Origin of the sequence: Lacisediminihabitans changchengi (assembly GCF_016634425.1) — a bacterium.
Taxonomy (GTDB): domain Bacteria; phylum Actinomycetota; class Actinomycetes; order Actinomycetales; family Microbacteriaceae; genus Lacisediminihabitans; species Lacisediminihabitans changchengi.
In genome coordinates this window covers 694673-714705 of sequence record NZ_JAEPES010000001.1, presented here as the reverse complement: position 1 = coordinate 714705, position 20033 = coordinate 694673, and the positions used below count along the sequence as shown (strand labels likewise).

Sequence of the window (20033 nt, the reverse complement as noted above, 5' to 3'; positions counted from 1 at the left end):
TATGACACGCAGACGCTATTTTCTGGTCACCCTTCGTGACACGATGCGTCCCCCTACCGCGCGAGGCGGAACCCGTAAGTCGCTGGTCTTTCTCGCGGCGGCCGCTGCCTGTGCCCTCGTCGCCATCACTACTGTTCCCCCACCGCCGAGCGCCTACGCGAGCACGCTACGCAGCGCCTACCTGGCGTCGAAGGTGCAGAACTTGTCCATGGCCGACGACTCCAGCATCACGTCTGCGTCACGCGACGTGTATTCGGGCACGCCGGGCGCCAAGACTCTCGCGGCGAGCGGCACCAACTACGACTGGGCGAAGCTGGTCATGTCGACGGCGGGGTGGCCGATGAGCGACGCCAACGTCACGGTGATGACCCGGTGGATGCGGCAGGAAAACGGTCCGAATGACTGGTGGAACCGCAACAATCCACTGAACAACGGCTGGGGATCGGGTGGCGGAGCCGGACTCGGCAGCTACCCCGACCTCGTCACCGCTGCGAAGATGGCCGCGGCCAACCTGCAGAAGAATCCCCTGTTCGCCGAGGTGGCGGCAGACTTCGCCGCCTCCGCTCCGACCGAGGTCACGGAGCACGCGATCTGGGCCTCACCGTGGGCCAGTAGCCATTACGCCAACGGGGCGCACTGGCACTACACGCCGGTCGACGTCTTCACGGCTCCGGCATCCGCCTGGGGCTGATCGCTGTCGGGGGTCACCCCTATGGTGCTGGCGTGAACACGTGCGCGTTAGACGGGTGCTCGGCCGCGGTCGCCGCCGATGCTCCCCTGCAACTCTGTCTCAACCACCTCCTCGAAGCCCACGGCTGGGTCATTGGCGAGATCGGTGAAACGGATGTTCTCCCCGCTCCGTGCGCCGCCTGCGGGTCACGGCTGGGTGTGCGGTATCCCAGCGGATGGCTATGTGCACTCTGCGAATGGCGGGTGGGCGATCGGCCTGACATGACGGCAGCACCTCGCGTGGACGTCGTCTACTACCTCCGATACGGCGACCGCATCAAGATCGGCACCTCCGCAAACCCGCGCCGACGCATCGCCGCGCTTCCGCACGATGAGGTGCTCGCGTTCGAGCGCGGAGACCGCGCGCTCGAGCAGGCTCGGCACCGCCAGTTCGCTGCGCATCGCATCCCCCACACGGAGTGGTTCGAGGCGAACCAGGGACTCGCCGACCTGGTCGCGGCCGTGAGCCGCGGAGTCACGGATCCGTGGTCGCTCTACTCGCTCTGGGTGAGCGAGGCGATCGCCCTGCGCGCCTGAGATCAGCCACCGACCAGCTGTGCGGAGACGATGCGGTCGTCGCCCTCCCGTGGGGAGCCACGCCCGTCGGTGTTGTTGGTCACGAACCAGAGCGAGCCATCTGGCCCCTCCAGCACCGAACGGATGCGGCCGTAGTCGCCGATAAAGTACTCCCGCGCCGTGGTCGGGTCGGCCACCGGCACCCCGCGGATCCGCTCGCCCTGAAGATTGGCGATGAAGACCGTGCCCCCCAGCACGGCGAGACCGCTCGGGCTCGCATCATCCGTCGGCCACTGCTGCACGGGGTCGGTGAGCCCCTTGCCACCGCCCTTGCCCTCCACGATCGGCCACCCGTAGTTGGCGCCGGGTTCGATGATGTTCAGTTCGTCCCAGGTGTCCTGACCGAACTCGGAGGCGAACATGGTGCCGTCCTCGGCCCAGCCAAGGCCCTGCACGTTGCGGTGTCCGTAGCTGTAGACGAGCGAGCCGTCGAACGGGTTGTCGTCGGGCACGTCGCCGTCGGGGGTCATCCGCAGGATCTTGCCCGAGAGCTCGTCGAGATCCTGTGCCGAGCCGCGGTTGGTAGCGTCGCCGACGGAGGCGTACAACATCCCGTCGGGTCCAAAAGCAATGCGGCCGCCGTTGTGCACGCGCTGCGCAGGCAGGCCATCGAGGATGGTTGTCGCCCGGCCGAGCCGCGGGGTGCCGGCCGGCCCAGCGAGGGCGAAGCGCTGAATGCGGTTGCCGTCGTCGCCCGTGGAGTAGACGTAGAGGCGATGCTGGTCGTCGAGCGCGAGCCCGAGGAGTCCGCCCTCACCGCCGTGGGCCACTCCGGGCACAGTGCCCACGACGCGCAGGGCACCACTGGCTCGAAGCTGCAGGATGTCGGCGGAGTCACGTTCGCTCACCAGCGCGCCGTCACCGTCGAGAATCACCGACCACGGGGCGTCGAGCCCGCTGGCAACAACCTTTCTGGCTCCGGTCGGTTCGACCTCGTCGACTCCGAGCGCCGACGAGCTGGGGGCTGGAGTCACCGACGCCGGCGGATCGACCGCGCTCCCAGTGCAGCCGGAAAGTGCGAGCGCGACGGTCGCGGCGATCGCCACTGCGTGGTGGGTGCGGAACATCGATCCTCCAACCGGTCGGTGCTCTCCATTCAAGCCTCATCGTGGGTGGGATACGTCTCGATGCCGGCAGCCACCGCGACGGCCCGATACGCGGAAGCGAGATCAGACAGCGACGAGTGCGCATTCAGCCCGCTGGGGTTCGGGACGACCCAGAGCTGCGATGAACCCCATCGCTGCTCCTGCCTGCCCACCTGGGCGTGAGGCTCATCGAAGGCGATGCGATAGGCGGTGATTCCGAGAAACGCCACTACTGCTGGCCGCAACTCGGCAACGCGAGCCCGCAGTGCGATACCGCCGTCACGAAGCTGCGCCGCGGTCAATTCCGACGCGCGTGCCGTCGCGGCCGGCACGATCGAGGTGATCCCGATCCCCCGCTCGTCGAGGTGTCTCGCATCGTCCGGTTTCAGACCGGCGGATGCGTCGATGACGTGATCGGTGATCCCGGCACCGTATAGGGCGGGATAGAACCGATTGCCCCGACGGGCGAAGTGGGCCTGCACCGCGATGGTCAGGAGCCCCGGATTGATACCCACGATCAGCAGGCGCAGGTGATGTGAGATCAGGTCGGGTAACGTGCCGCCCCGGTACGCCTGCAGGTCGGCCTGGCTGAATCCCATGGTCTAGGCGCGTTATCGAGGCGTAGCTCGCCGGGATGTTCGGAGGTCAGGAGTCGAGTGTGGAGACGGGTTTGCCGGTCTCCACAATGTAGGTCGACAGCATTCGGCCGGTGTCAGGTCCAAGGTCCGTGGCGTTGTGCGGAACACCGGGCGGAATGAGAAATCCGTCGCCCGCGTTGAGAATTCGCGTCTCGCCGTCGCGGCGTTCCATTTGAACCGTCCCCGCCACGATGTACCCCACTTCCTCACCGGGGTGGTGGTGCCAGCCCGACGAGACGTTTACCGGAATTTCGGTGAGCACCTGCACGATGTCACGGCCCGGAATGGATGACGACTCGTGCTGCACTTCCGTGCGCTTGAGTTTTCGTGAGAGTTGATCCTGGTCATCCGCGGTGGCGGTGGGTTCGACGTCTGGGGAGTTCACGGTGCGGTCCTTTCGAGGTTGGGGATCAGCGGGAATGGGGATCAGCGGGATTGAGCAGCAGGATCGAGCAGCAGGAGAAGCTCGTTCGCCACCTGATCAGGCTGGTCTTCTACCAGGAAATGAGTCGCGGCCAGGCCAGTTCCACGCACGTCGGTCGCCCAGCGTCGCCAGATTGCCAGGACATCGCCATAAAACTTGGGAAGGGCACCCGGTGCGCTCCACAACGCCAGCAGCGGGCAGGTGATGAGGTTTCCGGAGCTGACGTCCTCGTCGTCGTGGACCCGGTCGATGCCGGCTCCGGCGCGATAGTCTTCGCAGATTCCGTGAACTACGGTGGGGTCATCGAGAATCTCTCGATAGAGGGTCATCAGCTCTACTGGGTACCTCTTTGCCGTGCGGCCCAACCCGAGTGCCAGAATATGATGATCGAAGAACGCTCCCGGGTTTGAGTTGATGAGTTCTTCCGGCAACGGCTCCGGTTGAGCCAGAAATGCCCAGTGCCAGTAGGTGAGCGCTAACTGCGCGTTAGCGCGAGCCCACACTTCTCCCGTGGGAACGACGTCGAATACGCCCACCGCGGTAATTGTCGCGCCGTGATCGAGCGCCATCCGATAGGCGATGCGTCCGCCCCGATCGTGCCCGGCGACGGCGAATTGTTCGAAGCCCAGAACGGCCATGAGCTGTACCAGGTCGTTCGCCATAGCGCGCTTCGAATAGGGGCTGTGGTCGTCGGTGGTCTCCGGTCGGAATGAGCGACCGTACCCGGGGAGGTCGACAACGACGACGGTGTGGTGGCTCGTGAGCTGCGGAACGACGTCATGCCATATGACGTGGGTCTGGGGGTACCCGTGAAGCAGCAGCAGCGGAGGTCCCTCCCCTCCGACCCGCGCGAATATTGTTCCTCGGTCGACGTCGACCAGACGGGAATCGAAATCCTCGAACATCCTCTCGTCCCGACCGCTACGACGCGCTGTCGAGAAAACTCAAGAGCTCCTGATTGACCTCCGCGGTGTGGGTGACGGGATTGATGTGGGGACCACCCTCGATTTCCACGTAGCGGGCGGAGGGAAGGGATTCGTGAGCGCGAGCTCCCTGCCCGTCGATGGAGAGAATCCGGTCTGCAGTGCCATGCATGATCAGGGTCGGCACGTCGAAGCGTTCCAGGTCGGCGTGGAAGTCCTCGAGCCAGGTTTGGGGGCAGGCCCACGTTGCGTACGGCGACGCGTCGGCGCCCGCCGACCACATCGCCCGCACGGTGTCTTCGCTGACTCGCGTGCCTTGATAGTCGTCGAGGTTCAAGAAGTTGCCCATCATGCCGGTGAGCCACGCGAACCGATCGGCGAGGATCGCGTCCTGCACTCCCTTGACCCCCGCCTCATCGACACCTTTCGGGTTGTCATCGCTGTGGGCGAATGTCGGCGTGAGGCTTTCGATCAGCACGGCGCTGCGAAGCCGATCGGTGCCGAATCGGCCGATGTACCGCGCAACTTCACCGGTGCCGAGCGAGAACCCCACGAGCGTGACGTCCCGCAGGTCGAGTTTCGTCAGCACCACATCGACGTCTGCGCTGAGGGTGTCGAAGTCGTAGCCCGAAATCGGAGCGCTCGAGCGACCGAACCCGCGACGATCGATACTGACGACGCGGTACCCCGCGTCGAGGAGGGGGTGCAACTGTGGCTCCCACGAGCGAGCGTCGAACGGCCAGCCAGCCAGAAGCACGACCGGGCGCCCCACGCCTTGATCCTCGTAGTACAGCTCGATGGGTGCAGAGTTTTCTTCTCCGACGGTGATGGTGGCCATTGCTACTCCTTGGTAATTTTCGTGTCTCGCTCGTGAGGAAGGTCAGAAAGTCTTGAGCAGCGGCCGTGTGGAGAGGTCGGCGGCAGGATGTTTGGGATCACTACGATGCCACTCTTCGCTCGACCCGGCTAGGGCTTCGTGGGAGTGCGTGACGAAGCACAATGAGCTGGTCGATGCACCGGCCCGGGGAGAAAGTTCCAACTCCGTCGGGGATGGTGACCACCGGCATGGCGAGCTCCTCGTGAAATTGAAAGTTGTGGACAGCGCACCATATTGTGCGCATCATCGAATCCGGGTATCACCCCAGTGTCGACAGGCGACGAAGGTCGAAAATGGACGAGGTGGTTTAACGACGGGAGTGACGATTTTCGGCTGCGGCGCCGGCGTTACCATGATCCGGTGATGGTGAATCGTGCCAGCAATCCACTCCACACGCCGAGCGAAGCGGAAGGCCCTGATCGTGACCTCTAGCCCAGAGCCATCGAAAAACACCGGACCGTCTGAAAACGCAGAGCCGTCGAAGAACACAGAGCAGTCTGAAAACGCCGGGCCGCCGGACTCCCCCCGGTGGAGGGCGATGGTATTAATCGGCCTCGCGGGCGGGCTCCTCTCCGGACTGTTCGCCATCGGAGGCGGAATCATCATGGTGCCGCTGCTCACCGCGTTCGCCAAACTCAATCAGCGAGCCGCTGCGGCGACCTCCCTCGCTGCGATCGTGCCCACCTCGATCGTCGGTTCCATCACCTATGTGATCGCTGGGGAGGTGGATCTCGTTGCCGCCGGATTCGTCTCGATCGGGGCGGTCGCCGGAGCACTGCTCGGCAGTAGATTCCTGAAGCGCATCCCGCTCACCTGGCTGCGGTGGCTGTTCATCATCTTCATACTGCTCGTTGCCGCCCGCCTGTTCCTGGTGACCCCGGAACGCGGACAGGAAGTCGCCCTTAGCGTCTCCATCGCCGCGGCATACATTGTGCTCGGGCTTCTCATGGGAGTCCTGTCCGCCCTCTTCGGAATCGGCGGGGGAATCATCGCGGTTCCCGCACTCATCGGGGTATTTGCCATCGGCGACCTCGTGGCCAAAGGAACCTCCCTCCTGGTGATGATCCCAACCAGCATCGTGGGCACCGCGTCGAATTGGCGGGCGGGCACGGTAAACGTGCGGGCAGGGCTCGTGCTCGGTCTATCGGCAACGGTGGCGTCGATCCCGGGCGCCTGGCTGGCACTGATCCTGCCCCCTCGTGTGTCGAGCGTGCTGTTCGGCTGCCTCCTCATCGCCGTCGCCGCGCAGCTGACGTACAAGGCCGTGACCACCCAGAGAGTCGCGCGCCGATAGACCACTGCTTTCGACTATTTATTGAGACGGTATTTATTGAGACGGTATTGAGCTCAGATCGAAGCGTCTCGACTTTCATGGTTCTGAGACGACCGATTCGGAACGCAGGCGGGTTCAAGCTCGCTCTGCCAGTAACCAAGAAGGGGCGGGTGGCCATGGCCACCCGCCCTTTCTCATTGTTCATCGGCTTGAGCGATTGGATCTCAATTGGCAACAGCGGCAGTTCATTACGCTTCCCGTCGTCGTGTACGAGGGCAACCGCTTTCGGCTGGGTGTTCTCGAGTCTGCCGGAGAAGACGACGGCTAGTTCACGGCGGAGGTGCATATCGGAAGTGCAGCGGTCGCTGATCAGGTCTCGGTGAGAATCCAGCGACTGCAGCGCCTGGACGTGATCAACCAGACGTTCAGTGAGGGGCTTCCATTCGATGACGCTGCTGCACGGCAGTACGGCTACATCACTGAGTTCGTTCCGGGGGCTGGCCGGAGCCCTCGCGGTCGTGTGCCTGACGTGATGATCGCTGCCACGGCCGCTGCCGATGGCGCTGCTCTGATCACTCGTGACGGTAAAGACTTTTTCGGCCTGGAAACCCTGATCAAGATCATCTATTTCTGAGCGGCCTCCGATATTGAGCTCGCTCACGTACCTCTGATCGTGCCCGCGCGGGCGCCGGATCTCGAAATGACGAAGGCCCCGGCGAGTCGATAGAGCCGGCGCCTTCGTTTCCGGTCGATTCACTTGAATCTGCTACTCCTCTCGAAACGTGGAACTGACGGATACGACGCGCTCTCGTTGGTTCCAATTTCAACTGAAGCTGTACGAACTCTGAAGTTTTCCTGAGAACAAAGTCGATTTTTCCCGGCCGTTTTACGCAGCCATCTGCTCGGCCAGTACTGGTCTCTCCAGGCCGCGTCAGGTACTTCCCGGGCGATCGTCGCGGCCGAGTGAGATCAGCCGATCGGGGCGTCACCTGCCCGTCCCGAAGGCGAAGCAGCTCCCCGCCCCACGCCAGCCGAGCTCTGCCCCAGCGCCTGGGCCGAATCAGACGTCTTTCGACATCTCGGTCAGCAGCGTGATCACCGAGGTGATCTTCCCGCTTTCGACCGTCACGAAATCGATTCCTCGCGCCACAGGCTCTCCGCCTTCTGGACCGAGGGCCCAGGCCTGGGCGCCATTGTGGTCGCCGACGTACACCGGACCATCTTTGATGAATCGAAAGTCTGCCGGAGCCGCCTCTGAGAGTGCCCTCGCTCGTGCTTCCACGCTACGTATGCCGACGGAGGTGCCCTCGGGATCCGTGAATGTGACCTGGTCCGCATAGGTCTCAAGCACCGCGGTGTGCCTATCGTCGTCGTTTTTTGCCCCGAAAACGCGATGCAGGTTGGATTCGAGAAGTTCGGGAATCGAGGCCATGGTCCGTGCTTCCTTTCCAGTCAAACAACTGAACAATGTCAGCGACACGCGTGAACCACACGTCGCACTTCACCCACACTTTTTGCGAGTTCATCATCCCGCACTTACCCCGGATCTGATCGGGCGTCTGCATAGCTACGCCGATCTCGACCTAGCGGGACAGCACCTCTCGCTATTCGGCTGGGATTAGGGCCCTCCGCAGGACGGTCTATTCGAGGGGAACCAGCTGAAGTTCTTCCTCGCCCAGTTGTCCGCGAAGATCGATTGGACGACACGCACGACCATTCTCCGTATACGTGGTTCTCCCCACGACGAACGCCTCCCTCGCGGGCCGAGTACGCCTAGCCGCCTCGGCGGAAGAAGCCAGCGTCGACGTGCAACTGAATGTCGGCGAAGGGCTTCGCACGTGTACCCGGCAATGGTCGGCACCCCGGAGGCAGCAGCGGCCACGCGCCGAATGGGCGACTTTCTCCGCGCAACGACCCGCGAACCGTCCGATTACGGATTCGGCTCACGAGACCGGCACTCCGTCGACTCACTGACTACGTGGTGGGCCCTACCGGGCTCGAACCGATGACATCCACGGTGTAAACGTGGCGCTCTACCAACTGAGCTAAAGGCCCGCGATCACGCCCTCGCGGGGCGCATCACGACTGGTCCATAGTACCGATTGTCGGCACCAGGGGAAATCTACGCGGCGACCGGGGTCAGCTCGGCGAGGGCTGCGCGGTAAGCGGCGATCGAACGGGCTTCGCCGGGCGCAGTGATGAAGCTCGCGCGAATGATGCCGGTGGTATCGATGATGAAAGTCGCCCGGTTGGCGAAACCCTTCTCCGGCACGAACACGCCGTACTCCTTGGCGACGGAGCCGTGTGGCCAGAAGTCTGCCAACACGTTGAAGTCATATCCTTCGGCCTCGGCGAAAGCACGCAGGGTGGCCTTTGAATCGACAGAGATGCCGATCAGCTCGATGCTCTTGTCTTTGAACAGCGACAGGTTGTCGCGCAGTTCGCAAAGCTCACTGGTGCAGGTGCTCGAGAATGCGAGGGGGAAAAAGACGAGCACTACCGGCTTCTTGCCGCGAAACTCGCTCAGGCGAATGTGCTCGCCGAACTGGTTGGGCAAATCGAAGTCGGGTGCCTGGATGTCGTTCTCCAGTGCCATGTTCAGATCCTTATCTCCGGGAGAGTAAACACCCGGTAAACACAGTCGGCAATGTTACGCCTGCTCTGCACGGTTTCTGCTTATTCCACCGAATCCACGGAAACCGCGTAGGCAAATCGTCGGGATGCGCCGGGCACAAGGGTGAACTGCCCCGGTTTCGCCGAATATTCGCCCTCGAATCCTTGCGGTGCCGTCATCCCGAACCACGGTTCGATGCAGACGAACTCGCCGGGAGCCTTCGACCAGACACCGAGCAGCGGGAAGTCGGGAAAATCGACGGTGATCACCGGCGCGCCCGGTGCCGTGTAGCGCACGGTGCGGCTCTCGAGCTGGTCGAAGATCACCGCGTCGTCGACGAAAAGACCGTCATCGAGGTGAAGAGTGTCACCCACCACCGGTGTCGCAATCGGCTCGGGCAGCAGCAGTCCACCGAAGATGCGACGGATGGGAGCGCTTTCGTCACGAGCAAATTGAAGTGTGTGCGCCTCTCGCTCGATTCCCGGCAGCAACGGCCAGGCGAATCCAGGATGCTCCCCCACCGACGCGGAGAACGTCTCGTCGCCGAGGTTGGTCACCGTCGTCTCCACGCTGAGCGTCGTGCCCTCCAGCGAGTAGCGGATCTCGAGGCGGAACGAGAACGGGAAGTGCGTGCGGGTCTCGGCCGAGTCTTCGAGGGTGAAGAGCACGCGGTCATCCGTCGCCTCGGAGGCTGTGAAATCGAGGTCGCGGGCGAAACCGTGCTGCGAGATCGGATAGTCGATGCCGTCGTGCTCGAGCACCCCGCCCGGCATCTGGCCGACGATCGGGAAGAGCACGGGAGCCCGGCGGCCCCAGGCAGCGCCTCCCTGCCAGAGCAGCTCGGTGCCGACAGAATCCACCAGGGACTGCAATTCGGCGCCGCGAGACTCGATCGAGACGCGCAGTATCCCGTTGTCCAGAGTGTGGAGTGCCATACGGGAGACGCTACTCCAGGGAGGGCGGCCGCATGGAGCAACCATGTCCTCGCACGGAACTAGACTCATTGAGGCCGTGCTCCGGACCCGGCCGATCGCAACCCGATCGGCTCGAGCCAGCACGGTAAAGATTGTCCGCGAACAAGAGCGAGGTCGACGTTGACGGTAAACGACCAGGACCCTTACTCGGTGACCCACACCGATCGAGACCCTGACGAAACTGCTGAGTGGCAGGAGTCCCTCGACGCGCTGGTCGCGGCACAGGGGCACGAGCGTGGTCGCGAGATCATGCTGAGCCTGCTGAAGCGGTCGAAGGAACTGCACCTCGGCGTGCCGATGGTTCCCACCACCGACTACCTCAACACGATTGCTCCCGAGAACGAGCCGACTTTCCCGGGCAACGAGGAACTCGAGCGGCGCTATCGCGCCTGGATCCGGTGGAACGCCGCCATCACGGTGCACCGCGCCCAGCGCCCCGGCATCGGCGTCGGTGGCCACATCTCCACCTATGCCTCCTCTGCTGCTCTGTACGAGGTGGGACACAACCACTTCTTCCGCGGCCAGAATGACGCCAGCGGCGGCGACCAGATCTTCTATCAGGGGCATGCCTCTCCCGGCATGTACGCCCGCGCCTTCCTCGAGGGCCGGCTCACGCCTGACCAGCTCGACGGGTTCCGTCAGGAGAAGTCGCACGCCGGTGGAGGTCTCTCCTCCTACCCGCACCCGCGTCTTATGCCGGATTTCTGGCAGTTCCCGACGGTCTCGATGGGTCTCGGCCCGATCAACGCGATCTACCAGGCGCAGTCGAACAAGTACCTCACCAACCGCGGCCTGAAGGATGTCTCCGACTCCCAGGTCTGGGCCTTCCTCGGCGACGGCGAAATGGATGAGGTTGAGAGCCGCGGTGCTCTTCAGCTGGCCGCGAATGACGGCCTCGACAACCTCAACTTCGTCATCAACGCGAATCTGCAGCGCCTCGACGGCCCAGTTCGCGGTAACGGCAAGATCATCCAGGAGCTCGAAAGCTTCTTCCGCGGGGCCGGCTGGAACGTCATCAAGGTGATCTGGGGCCGCGAGTGGGACGACCTGCTCGCGCGCGACACCGACGGCGCGCTCCGCGACCTGATGAACCGCACTCCGGATGGCGACTACCAGACCTACAAGGCCGAGAACGGCGCCTACGTTCGCGAGAACTTCTTCGGCCGCGATCCGCGCACCCTCGAGCTGGTCAAGGACTACACCGACGACCAGATCTGGAACCTCAAGCGGGGTGGGCACGACTACAAGAAGGTCTACGCGGCCTTCAAGGCGGCCTCCGAGCACAAGGGCCAGCCGACCGTCATCATCGCCCACACCATCAAGGGCTACGGACTCGGGCCGGCCTTCGAGGGCCGCAACGCGACCCACCAGATGAAGAAGCTCACCCTCGACGGGCTCAAGTCTTTCCGCGATGCCATGCGCATTCCGATCACTGACGCGCAGCTCGAAGAGAACCCATACATGCCGCCCTACTACCACCCGGGTGAGAACGACGAGGCGATCCAGTACCTGCAGGAGCGTCGCCGCGCGCTCGGCGGCTACCTGCCGGAGCGCCGGTCGAAGTACACCCAGGTCGCGGTGCCAGAGGAGGCGTCGTACGCGATCGCCAAGAAGGGTTCTGGCAAGCAGGAGATCGCCACCACGATGGCGTTCGCCCGCCTGTTGAAAGACCTGCTCAAGGCGCCGGGCTTTGGAAATCGCATCGTGCCGATCATTCCGGATGAGGCACGCACCTTCGGCATGGACGCCTACTTCCCGACGGCCAAGATCTACAACCCGCACGGACAGAACTACACCTCGGTCGACCGCGAGCTGCTGCTGGCGTACAAGGAGAGCCCTCAGGGGCAGATCGTTCACGTCGGCATCAACGAGGCCGGCGGATTCGCGGCGTTCACCGCGGCGGGCACGTCGTACGCCACTCACGGTGAGCCGCTGATCCCGGTCTACGTCTTCTACTCGATGTTCGGCTTCCAGCGCACTGGCGACGCCATGTGGGCTGCGGGCGACCAGATGGCTCGCGGCTTCATCGTCGGTGCAACCGCTGGTCGCACCACGCTCACCGGTGAGGGCCTGCAGCATGCTGATGGCCATTCGATCCTGCTGGCGTCGACCAACCCGGCGATCGTCGCCTATGACGCGGCGTACGGCTACGAACTCGGCCACATCGTCAAGGACGGCCTCGAGCGCATGTACGGCGGTTCGCATCCGAACCCGAATGTCATGTATTACCTCACGGTCTACAACGAGCCGATCCAGCAGCCGGCCGAGCCCGAGAATCTCGATGTCGACGGAGTGCTCAAGGGCATCTACCTGCTGAAGGGCGCCTCCGTCGGCGGTCCCCGCGCGCAGCTGCTCGCATCCGGTGTCGCGGTTCCGTGGGCTCTCGAGGCACAGGAACTGCTGGCAAACGACTGGGGCGTTTCGGCCGATGTCTGGTCGGTCACCTCCTGGACAGAGCTGCGCCGCGATGGCATCGCCGCCGAGGAGCACAATTTCCTGCACCCGAACGACGACAAGGTCGTGCCGTACGTGACGCAGAAGCTGCGCGACGCCGAGGGTCCGTTCCTCGCCGTCTCCGACTTCATGCACGCGGTGCCCGACCAGATCCGGCAGTTCGTGCCCGGTGACTTCGCCACCCTCGGCGCCGACGACTTCGGCTTCTCCGACACTCGCGCCGCGGCCCGTCGCTTCTTCAAGATCGACGGACCGTCGCTGGTCGTTCGCACCCTGGAGTCGCTCGTCGCCCAGGGAAAACTCGACCCGAGTGTGCCGCAGCAGGCGATCGACCGCTACCGTCTTCACGACGTGAACGCGGGCACGACCGGCTCTGTCGGCGGCGAGAGCTAGGGGTACCCCCACCACCATGGCGCCGGCGAGAACGAAGGAGCAGACGCTCGCATGGTTGCGCTCGCTCTCCGGCGAACTCGCTACCGCGACGCTCAAGCGCCTCGATGACACCCTGCCCTGGTATGGAGACATGCCACCAGGCCGACGCTCCGCCGTCGGCCTGGTGGCCCAGGCCGGCATCACGTCGTTCATTCACTGGTACGACGAGCCGAGTTCGACACCGTGGATCGCGGCGGATGTCTTCGGCGGAGCGCCACGCGAACTCCTCAGGTCTGTCAGCCTCACCCAGACGCTCCAGCTCATCAAGGTGACCGTCGAGGTGGTCGAGGATCGCGTCAAGGGCAGTGACGAATCGGTGCGCGAAGCCATCCTGCTCTACTCGCGCGAGATCGCCTTCGCGGCAGCCGACGTCTATGCCCGTGCGGCGGAGGCCCGCGGCCTGTGGGACGCTCGGCTCGAAGCGCTTGTCGTCGACTCCATTCTCAGCGGGGAATATGACGACGAACTGCCCTCGCGCATCGCCGCGCTCGGCTGGCACGGGCACGGCGAGGTCTCGGTGCTCGTCGGTACCGCTCCGAAGATGCTCGACGTCGACATGTTGCGCCGCACCGCACGGCACCTCGATGCCGATGTGCTGATCGGGGTGCAGGGAAGCCGCCTGGTCCTGGTCATCGGGCGCGCACATCCCAGCCCCGAAGACGGAGACCCGCCGGCCACGGGCCTCATCGCCTTCCTCGACATCGCGACCGCACTCGAGCCCGGCTTCGGTGACGGACACCTGGTGCTCGGCCACGAGGTCCCCTCGCTGGTCGAAGCCTCCCGGAGTGCGAAGGCAGCCCTCGCCGGGTTCGCCGTCGCGCGGTCGTGGCGCAATGCTCCGCGCCCGACGCTCGCCGACGATCTGCTGCCGGAGCGCGCACTGGCCGGCGACGGCCTCGCCCGCGCCACTCTCATCAATCGCATCTACAAGCCGCTTCAGGCGCATTCGACCGAACTGCTCACGACGCTGTGGTGCTATCTCGACAATGGTCGCTCGCTCGAGGCGACCGCGCGGGAGCTGTTTGTGCACCCCAACACCGTGCGATACCGCCTGAAGCGCGTGACCGAGGTGATCGGTTGGGATGCCACGGGTGCGCGCGAGTCGCTTATTCTTCAGGCCGCGCTCATCCTGGGCTCGATTGCCGAGCCGGACGGTCCGCTGCGCCGCCGCTAGCTCATTGCGGACGCCTCTCTGTAGACGCACGACAAAGCTTTTCGGCTTTATTAGTCGTGTCCCACAGCCGCTTGTCGACTGACCCGTAGCAGACTGGAGGGATGATCGTCGTCGTGTGCCCGGGTCAGGGCTCCCAAACTCCAGGATTCCTCACCCCGTGGCTCACCGAAACCCGGTTCCGCGAGCAGCTCGAAGCCATCTCCGACGGCGTCGGCATCGACCTCGTCACCCACGGCACCGTGAGTGATGCAGACACGATCCGTGACACCGCCGTCGCTCAGCCCCTGATCGTCGCGGCCGGCCTGCTCTCGCTCTCCGCGCTGCTCGAGACCCGCTCCGCGCGCATTGGCGGCGTGGCGGGCCACTCGGTCGGCGAGGTCACCGCTGCGGCGGCCGCTGGCATCCTCAGCAACGACGACGCGATGACCCTGGTGCGCGAGCGCGGGACGGCGATGGCCGCCGCGGCCGCGATCACCGAGACCGGCATGAGCGCCGTGGTCGGCGGAGTCGAGGCCGACCTGCTTGCCAAGCTCGACATCCTGGGTCTGTACCCGGCCAACTTCAACGGCGGCGGTCAGATCGTCGTCGCGGGTGAACTGCCGGCGCTCGAGGCACTGAAGAACGACCCACCCGCCGGTGCGCGCGTCATTCCGCTGCAGGTCGCCGGCGCCTTTCACACCCGCTACATGCAGCCAGCGGTCGAGCGTCTGCGTGAGGTCGCCGGCGGCCTCGAGAAGCACGACCCGAATATGACCATCTGGACCAACCGCGACGGCTCTACCGTCGCGAGCGGCACCGAGTTCATCGACCTGCTCGTCGGCCAGGTTTCCTCGCCGGTACGGTGGGACAAGACCATGGACTCGTTCGCAGAGGCCGGTGTGACCGGGATTGTCGAACTTGCTCCGGCCGGCGCGCTAGTCGGTCTGGCGAAGCGCGGCCTCAAGGGCGTGCCCACCGTGGCCGTCAAGACGCCCGACGATCTCGCCGCGGCATTCGATCTCATCGACGGGAACTCATGAGCCAGCCCACCTTGAAGCAGTCCCGCGGGGCTGAATTCACCCGCATCTACAGCTACGGCGCCGCACGCGGAGAGCTCGTGGTTCCGAACGACGACCTCATCGGTCCGATCAATTCCAGCGACGAGTGGATCCGGCAGCGCACGGGCATCATCACCCGCAAGCGCGCGCCGCGTGAGGTCGACGCGATCGACTTGGCAACGGATGCCGCGCGTGAGGCCATCGAGAAGTCCGGTATCGACCCGGCCCTCATCGACCTCGTCATCTGCGCCACCATCAGCAACCCGCGCCAGACACCGTCGATGTCTGCGATCGTCGCCGACCGCGTCGGCGCTAACCCGGCCGCGGCCTACGACGAGAACGCCGCGTGTGCGGGATTCAGCTACGGGGTCACCCAGGCCGACGCACTCATCCGCTCGGGTGCCGCGCACTATGCGCTGGTGATCGGTGCAGAGAAGCTCTCCGACATCGTCCACCCGGCCGACCGCTCCATCTCATTCCTCCTCGGTGACGGCGCGGGCGCCGTGGTGATCGGCCCGAGCGATTTCCCCGGCATCGCGGCTCCCGTCTGGGGCTCCGATGGATCCAAGGCGGATGCCGTGGGCATGAATGGCACCCTCGCCGACTTCCGCGATGGCCTGATCGAATGGCCGACTCTCGTGCAGGAGGGTCCGACGGTGTTCCGCTGGGCGGTCTGGGAGATGGTCAAGGTCGCGCACCAGGCGCTCGAGGTTGCCGGCATCGAGGCGAGCGATCTTGCCGCGTTCATTCCTCACCAGGCGAACATGCGCATCATCGACGAGTTCGCCAAGCAGCTCAAGTTGCCGGATACGGTGATCGTCGGCCGGGACATCGCGACCACGGGCAACACCTCAGCCGCATCCATCCCCCTCGCGACCCATCGCCTGCTCGAAGAGCACCCCGAACTCAGCGGCGGCCTTGCCCTGCAGATCGGATTCGGTGCCGGCCTCGTCTTCGGGGCCCAGGTAGTGGTCCTCCCGTAAGATAATCAACGGTCAAACGACACCCCTCAAGGAGAAAACACAATGGCATTGTCCACAGAAGAAGTTCTGGCAGGTCTCGCGGAACTCATCAACGACGAAACCGGCATCGCCACCGACACGGTCGAGCTGGGCAAGTCGTTCACCGACGACCTGGACATCGACTCCATCTCGATGATGACCATTGTCGTGAACGCAGAAGAGAAGTTCGACGTAAAGATCCCGGACGAAGAGGTCAAGAACCTCAAGACCGTCGGCGACGCTGTCAGCTTCATCGTCAACGCTCAGGGCTAATTCAGCCCCACACGTGGTCGGCCAGCCCAGTTCTTCTGAGCTGGCCGCCCGTATGACGAGCCCATCGTCGAAGATCCACCAGAGAGAAATGCCGTTATGACCAAGAAGATCGTCGTCACCGGGATCGGCGCAACATCGCCGATCGGTGGCACCGCCCCCGAATCCTGGGCAGCGCTGCTCGCAGGCAAGTCCGGCGGCCGCAGCCTCGCCTACGACTGGGTTGAGCAGTACACGCTCCCCGTCACCTTCGCCGCCGAGGCAGAGGTTCGCCCCGACACGGTGCTCGAACGCCAGGAGTCGAAGCGGCTCGACCCGTCCGCGCAGCTCGCCCTCGTCTCGGCTCGCGAGGCGTGGGCGGATGCCGGCTCCCCCGAGGTCGCCCCGGAACGCCTCGGTGTCGACTACGCCACCGGCATCGGCGGACTGTGGACCCTGCTCAACGGATGGGACACCCTCCGTGAGAAAGGTCCGCGCCGCGTTCTCCCGATGACGGTGCCGATGCTCATGCCTAACGCGGCTGCCGCCGCGATCAGCATGGACATCAACGCGCGCGCTTTCGCCCGAACCGATGTCTCGGCTTGCGCCTCCAGCACCGAGTCGATCTCGAATGCCTACGACCACCTTCAGCAGGGCCTCGCCGACGTGATCGTCGCCGGAGGAACCGAGTCGGTCATCCACCCCTTCACCATCGCGGCCTTCGCCGGCATGCAGGCGCTGTCCAAGCGCAACGATGACCCCGCCACCGCGTCACGTCCATACGACATCAGCCGCGATGGCTTCGTGATGGGCGAGGGCGCGGCGACCCTGGTGCTGGAAACCGAAGAGCACGCGCTCGCCCGCGGTGCCCGCATCTACGCCGAGATCGCCGGCGGCGGAGTCACCAGCGACTCGTATCACATCACCGCCCCGGATCCCGAGGGCTGGGGTGCCGCCCGCGCGGTGCACGCCGCGCTCGCGCAGGCCGGCGCGACGCCCGACGAGGTGCAGCACATCAATGCCCACGCCACCAGCACGCCGGTCGGCGACATCGCCGAGTACAAGGCGCTGCTGAGTGTGTTCGGCGACCGGGTGCACGGCATCCCGCTCTCCGCGACGAAGGCCGCCACCGGTCACCTGTTGGGGGGAACCGGCGCGCTCGAGGCGATCTTCACCATCCTCGCCCTGCGGGATCGCGTCGCCCCACCGACGATCAACATCACCGAGCAGGACCCGGAGATTCCCCTCTCGGTGTCCGGTACGGCACAGGCTCTGCCGGAGGGACCGCTGCTCGCGATCAGCAACTCCTTCGGGTTCGGTGGTCACAACTCGGTTCTCGCCATTCGGAGCGTGTAGCCGCCCGCGGCCGCGACACTCATGCGGATTGCGATAGTCAGCGACTACTTTCTCGATTACGTCGGCGGTGCCCAGACGTCGATGAAGCAGCAGCGTCTCGCGCTTGAAGAGGCGGGGCACGACGTGGTCATGGTCTCGACCCGTCGCGGCCTCGCCGGGCGGCGCATGCGGCTCGTCGACGGGGACGCCATGTTCCAGCCCAACTTCACCATCCCGGGGCTCGAACTGCCCGTCGTACCGAACAACGGCCGCGTGCGGGCCAAGCTCGAGGCGTACTTCCGAGCTCAGCGCATCGAGGTCGTCCACGTGCAGACCGAGTTCAGCCTGGCACGCGCCGCAGCCGATGTCGCGAAGAAGCTCGGCATCCCCGTCGTCCACACCGTGCACACCTTCTACTGGGCCAGTGAGTCCGGCCCGCAGGCATCCGTCGCGTGGTTTTTGCGGCTGGGCCTGCGCGTGGTCACCAAGGCCAAGCTCCCCAATAAGGTCTTCACCTCGCGCGCGGGCGACAACGTCATCCGCAATCTCACGCTCGGGATGGCGCTGCGGGCCGATCGGGTGATCTCCCCGTCCGCTCACCAGGCCCGAGACCTCGCCGCGGCCGGCGTGTCCGGTGACATCGCGGTGGTCCCCAACCCGGTGGCGACCTCCGACCGCCCGTCGGTGCCGCTGGAGCCCGGGCTCCGCCCCCGCTTTCTCTGGGTGGCTCGCTGCGAGCCGATCAAGCGCCCCCTGGTCTTCGCGCGCGCGGCCATTGAGGCGCTGGGCCGCACCGACAATGCCTTCAGCGTCGACTTCGTCGGCGAGGGTGCCGACCTGGCGGAACTGCGCGCGCTCGCGGAGGGGCATGACGAGATTCGCATCCAGGGCGTGCTCCCCCACGACCAGGTGCTCGATCTGATGGACGTGTCCTCCGCCGTCGTTCTCAGCTCACTCGGCTTCGACAACCAGCCGATGACCATCGCCGAGGCGGTAAGCCGCGAACGCGGGGTGCTGTATTGCGACCCACAGTTGCGCGAGGGGCTGCTCAATTCTGGCTTCCTCAGCGAGACGCCGGATGTCGCGGGTCTCGCCGATGCGATCGTCGAGCTGGTGAGCGACCCGGCCCTGCTTCCCGGACTCTCGGCAGGTGCGCGCGCCGACCGCGAGGCGTTCGCCCCGGCAAACTACGTTGCGCGCGTGGTCGAGATCTATCGCACCACCACTGCCGCGGCCTAAGCCGTATCTGCACTAGGCCTTATCGGCACTAGGCCTTATCGGCGTTGGGACCGCGCTTGCCCTCGTAGAACTCGATCTCACGTTCGAGCTCGGCGAGCTGTTCCTCGGTCGACTTCGCCGGCCGGGCAGCGGGCAACGATGCTCCCCAGCGTCGCGAGTCACCGAAAGTGCCGCGGTCAACCGGACGGCTGTATTCGCGCCCGACGGCGAACCAGATGATGCTGCCCACCAGAGGCAGGAAGACCACCAGCAGAACCCAGACCAACTTGGGGAGGTGCTTCACCTGCCAGTCGTCACGCGTGATGATATCGACGAGCGCACCGATCACCAGGGCGAGCATGAGCACGGACACGACGATGTACATCAGGCCAGCATATTTCGTGAGTACAGGTCACGCCTAGAGTGAAGCCCCAGAACCGAGCCGGCTCAGCCGACTTTGTGCAGCCAGACCACCTGATTGTCGTCGCTGGCGTAACGGAACGCCTCGAGTTCTTCGTCCCAGGACTGTCCGAGCGCGAGCCGAAGCTCACGGTGCAGCTCGAAGGCATCGGAGCCGGCGATCTCCATGGCATAGCGCACCCGATCCTCGGGGATGACGGTGTTTCCCGCGCTGTCGATCTGCGCGAAGAATACGCCGAGGTCGGGCGTGTGCATCCAGCGACCGCCGTCGCTCCCGGGCGACGCATCCTCGGTCACCTCGTAGCGGAGGTGTTCCCAGCCGCGCAGCGCTGATGCCAGTGCCGCACCCGTGCCCTGGGGACCCTCCCAATAGAACTCGCTACGCATCGATCCCTTGAGCACAGGCTGCGCCGACCACCGAAAATTCACGGCGCGATCAAGGGCGCGCCCTGCCGCCCACTCCACGTGGGGGCACAGCGCGCGGGGAGCAGAGTGCACGTACAGCACTCCGCGTGCCATTGCGACGGCATCCGTTGCAGCGACATCCGTTGCAGCCACGATGATCTCCATTCCGTTGAGGTGCGACTTCCCCATCGACCT

The 20033-nt window shown here is 64.9% G+C and carries 21 protein-coding genes and 1 tRNA gene; 11 read left to right on the top strand and 11 right to left on the bottom strand.

What is annotated here, in order from left to right:
• Position 1: 1 nt before the first annotated feature.
• Entirely contained in the window at positions 2–691 is a 690-nt protein-coding gene (locus IV501_RS03415) for a hypothetical protein (RefSeq protein WP_234698106.1), read from the top strand.
• 260 nt (positions 692–951) lie between these two features.
• A complete protein-coding gene (locus tag IV501_RS16510; protein ID WP_307812156.1) occupies positions 952–1266 on the top strand; it encodes a GIY-YIG nuclease family protein in 315 nt (104 codons plus the stop codon).
• Positions 1267–1268: 2 nt separating this feature from the next.
• On the opposite strand, the gene IV501_RS03405 is transcribed toward IV501_RS16510, so the two are convergent.
• The 5 genes from IV501_RS03405 to IV501_RS03385 are packed head-to-tail and all read right to left on the bottom strand — an operon-like array spanning position 1269 to position 5213.
• The gene (locus tag IV501_RS03405; RefSeq protein WP_200554985.1) at positions 1269–2372 is read right to left on the bottom strand and encodes a PQQ-dependent sugar dehydrogenase; all 1104 of its coding nucleotides are present in this window, start codon (positions 2370–2372) and stop codon (positions 1269–1271) included.
• Between the two features lie 29 nt (positions 2373–2401).
• Positions 2402–2989, bottom strand: a complete 588-nt coding sequence (locus tag IV501_RS03400) for a mismatch-specific DNA-glycosylase (RefSeq protein ID WP_200554984.1) — start codon at positions 2987–2989, stop codon at positions 2402–2404.
• 46 nt (positions 2990–3035) lie between these two features.
• Positions 3036–3413: a cupin domain-containing protein gene (locus IV501_RS03395; RefSeq protein WP_200554983.1), complete on the bottom strand. Its 378-nt coding sequence runs from the start codon at positions 3411–3413 to the stop codon at positions 3036–3038.
• A 41-nt stretch (positions 3414–3454) separates the two neighbouring features.
• The gene (locus tag IV501_RS03390; protein WP_200554982.1) at positions 3455–4357 is read right to left on the bottom strand and encodes an alpha/beta fold hydrolase; all 903 of its coding nucleotides are present in this window, start codon (positions 4355–4357) and stop codon (positions 3455–3457) included.
• Positions 4358–4373: 16 nt separating this feature from the next.
• Positions 4374–5213 carry an alpha/beta fold hydrolase gene (locus IV501_RS03385; protein ID WP_200554981.1) on the bottom strand — a complete coding sequence of 280 codons (840 nt, stop codon included), beginning with the start codon at positions 5211–5213 and terminating at the stop codon, positions 4374–4376.
• Between the two features lie 412 nt (positions 5214–5625).
• Between IV501_RS03385 and IV501_RS03380 the strand changes: the two genes are divergently transcribed.
• Positions 5626–6546 (top strand): sulfite exporter TauE/SafE family protein, encoded by a 921-nt coding sequence (locus tag IV501_RS03380; RefSeq protein ID WP_307812155.1) that lies wholly within the window; start codon positions 5626–5628, stop codon positions 6544–6546.
• A gap of 388 nt (positions 6547–6934) precedes the next feature.
• Complete coding sequence (locus tag IV501_RS03375) at positions 6935–7159, top strand: PIN domain-containing protein (protein WP_200554979.1); 225 nt, start codon at positions 6935–6937, stop codon at positions 7157–7159.
• Positions 7160–7585: 426 nt separating this feature from the next.
• Here IV501_RS03375 and IV501_RS03370 read toward each other — a convergent pair whose 3' ends face one another.
• The 4 genes from IV501_RS03370 to IV501_RS03355 form a co-directional block, all read right to left on the bottom strand.
• Positions 7586–8005: a nuclear transport factor 2 family protein gene (locus IV501_RS03370; RefSeq protein WP_307812154.1), complete on the bottom strand. Its 420-nt coding sequence runs from the start codon at positions 8003–8005 to the stop codon at positions 7586–7588.
• 499 nt (positions 8006–8504) lie between these two features.
• Positions 8505–8580, bottom strand: a tRNA-Val gene (locus IV501_RS03365).
• Positions 8581–8647: 67 nt separating this feature from the next.
• Positions 8648–9121, bottom strand: a complete 474-nt coding sequence (locus IV501_RS03360; protein WP_200554978.1) for a peroxiredoxin — start codon at positions 9119–9121, stop codon at positions 8648–8650.
• An 80-nt stretch (positions 9122–9201) separates the two neighbouring features.
• Positions 9202–10074 (bottom strand): aldose 1-epimerase family protein, encoded by an 873-nt coding sequence (locus IV501_RS03355; RefSeq protein ID WP_200554977.1) that lies wholly within the window; start codon positions 10072–10074, stop codon positions 9202–9204.
• Between the two features lie 159 nt (positions 10075–10233).
• Here IV501_RS03355 and aceE point away from each other — a divergent pair, with 159 nt between their 5' ends.
• The 7 genes from aceE (at position 10234) to IV501_RS03320 (ending at position 19034) form a co-directional block, all read left to right on the top strand.
• Positions 10234–12960, top strand: a complete 2727-nt coding sequence (gene aceE, locus IV501_RS03350; RefSeq protein WP_200554976.1) for a pyruvate dehydrogenase (acetyl-transferring), homodimeric type — start codon at positions 10234–10236, stop codon at positions 12958–12960.
• 16 nt (positions 12961–12976) lie between these two features.
• Positions 12977–14173 carry a PucR family transcriptional regulator gene (locus IV501_RS03345; protein ID WP_200554975.1) on the top strand — a complete coding sequence of 399 codons (1197 nt, stop codon included), beginning with the start codon at positions 12977–12979 and terminating at the stop codon, positions 14171–14173.
• A gap of 101 nt (positions 14174–14274) precedes the next feature.
• Positions 14275–15192 carry an ACP S-malonyltransferase gene (locus tag IV501_RS03340; RefSeq protein ID WP_200554974.1) on the top strand — a complete coding sequence of 306 codons (918 nt, stop codon included), beginning with the start codon at positions 14275–14277 and terminating at the stop codon, positions 15190–15192.
• A complete protein-coding gene (locus tag IV501_RS03335; RefSeq protein WP_200554973.1) occupies positions 15189–16193 on the top strand; it encodes a beta-ketoacyl-ACP synthase III in 1005 nt (334 codons plus the stop codon). Before IV501_RS03340 ends, IV501_RS03335 begins: the two co-directional genes overlap by 4 nt.
• Positions 16194–16235: 42 nt before the next feature.
• On the top strand, positions 16236–16484 hold the full coding sequence (locus IV501_RS03330) for an acyl carrier protein (protein ID WP_200554972.1): 249 nt from the start codon (positions 16236–16238) through the stop codon (positions 16482–16484).
• Between the two features lie 96 nt (positions 16485–16580).
• The gene (locus tag IV501_RS03325) at positions 16581–17816 is read left to right on the top strand and encodes a beta-ketoacyl-[acyl-carrier-protein] synthase family protein (RefSeq protein WP_200554971.1); all 1236 of its coding nucleotides are present in this window, start codon (positions 16581–16583) and stop codon (positions 17814–17816) included.
• A 21-nt stretch (positions 17817–17837) separates the two neighbouring features.
• Positions 17838–19034, top strand: a complete 1197-nt coding sequence (locus tag IV501_RS03320; RefSeq protein WP_200554970.1) for a glycosyltransferase — start codon at positions 17838–17840, stop codon at positions 19032–19034.
• Between the two features lie 28 nt (positions 19035–19062).
• Here IV501_RS03320 and IV501_RS03315 read toward each other — a convergent pair whose 3' ends face one another.
• Positions 19063–19398 carry a PLDc N-terminal domain-containing protein gene (locus IV501_RS03315; RefSeq protein ID WP_200554969.1) on the bottom strand — a complete coding sequence of 112 codons (336 nt, stop codon included), beginning with the start codon at positions 19396–19398 and terminating at the stop codon, positions 19063–19065.
• A 62-nt stretch (positions 19399–19460) separates the two neighbouring features.
• The gene (locus tag IV501_RS03310; protein ID WP_234698245.1) at positions 19461–19952 is read right to left on the bottom strand and encodes a DUF3145 domain-containing protein; all 492 of its coding nucleotides are present in this window, start codon (positions 19950–19952) and stop codon (positions 19461–19463) included.
• Between the last annotated feature and the right edge of the window lie 81 nt (positions 19953–20033).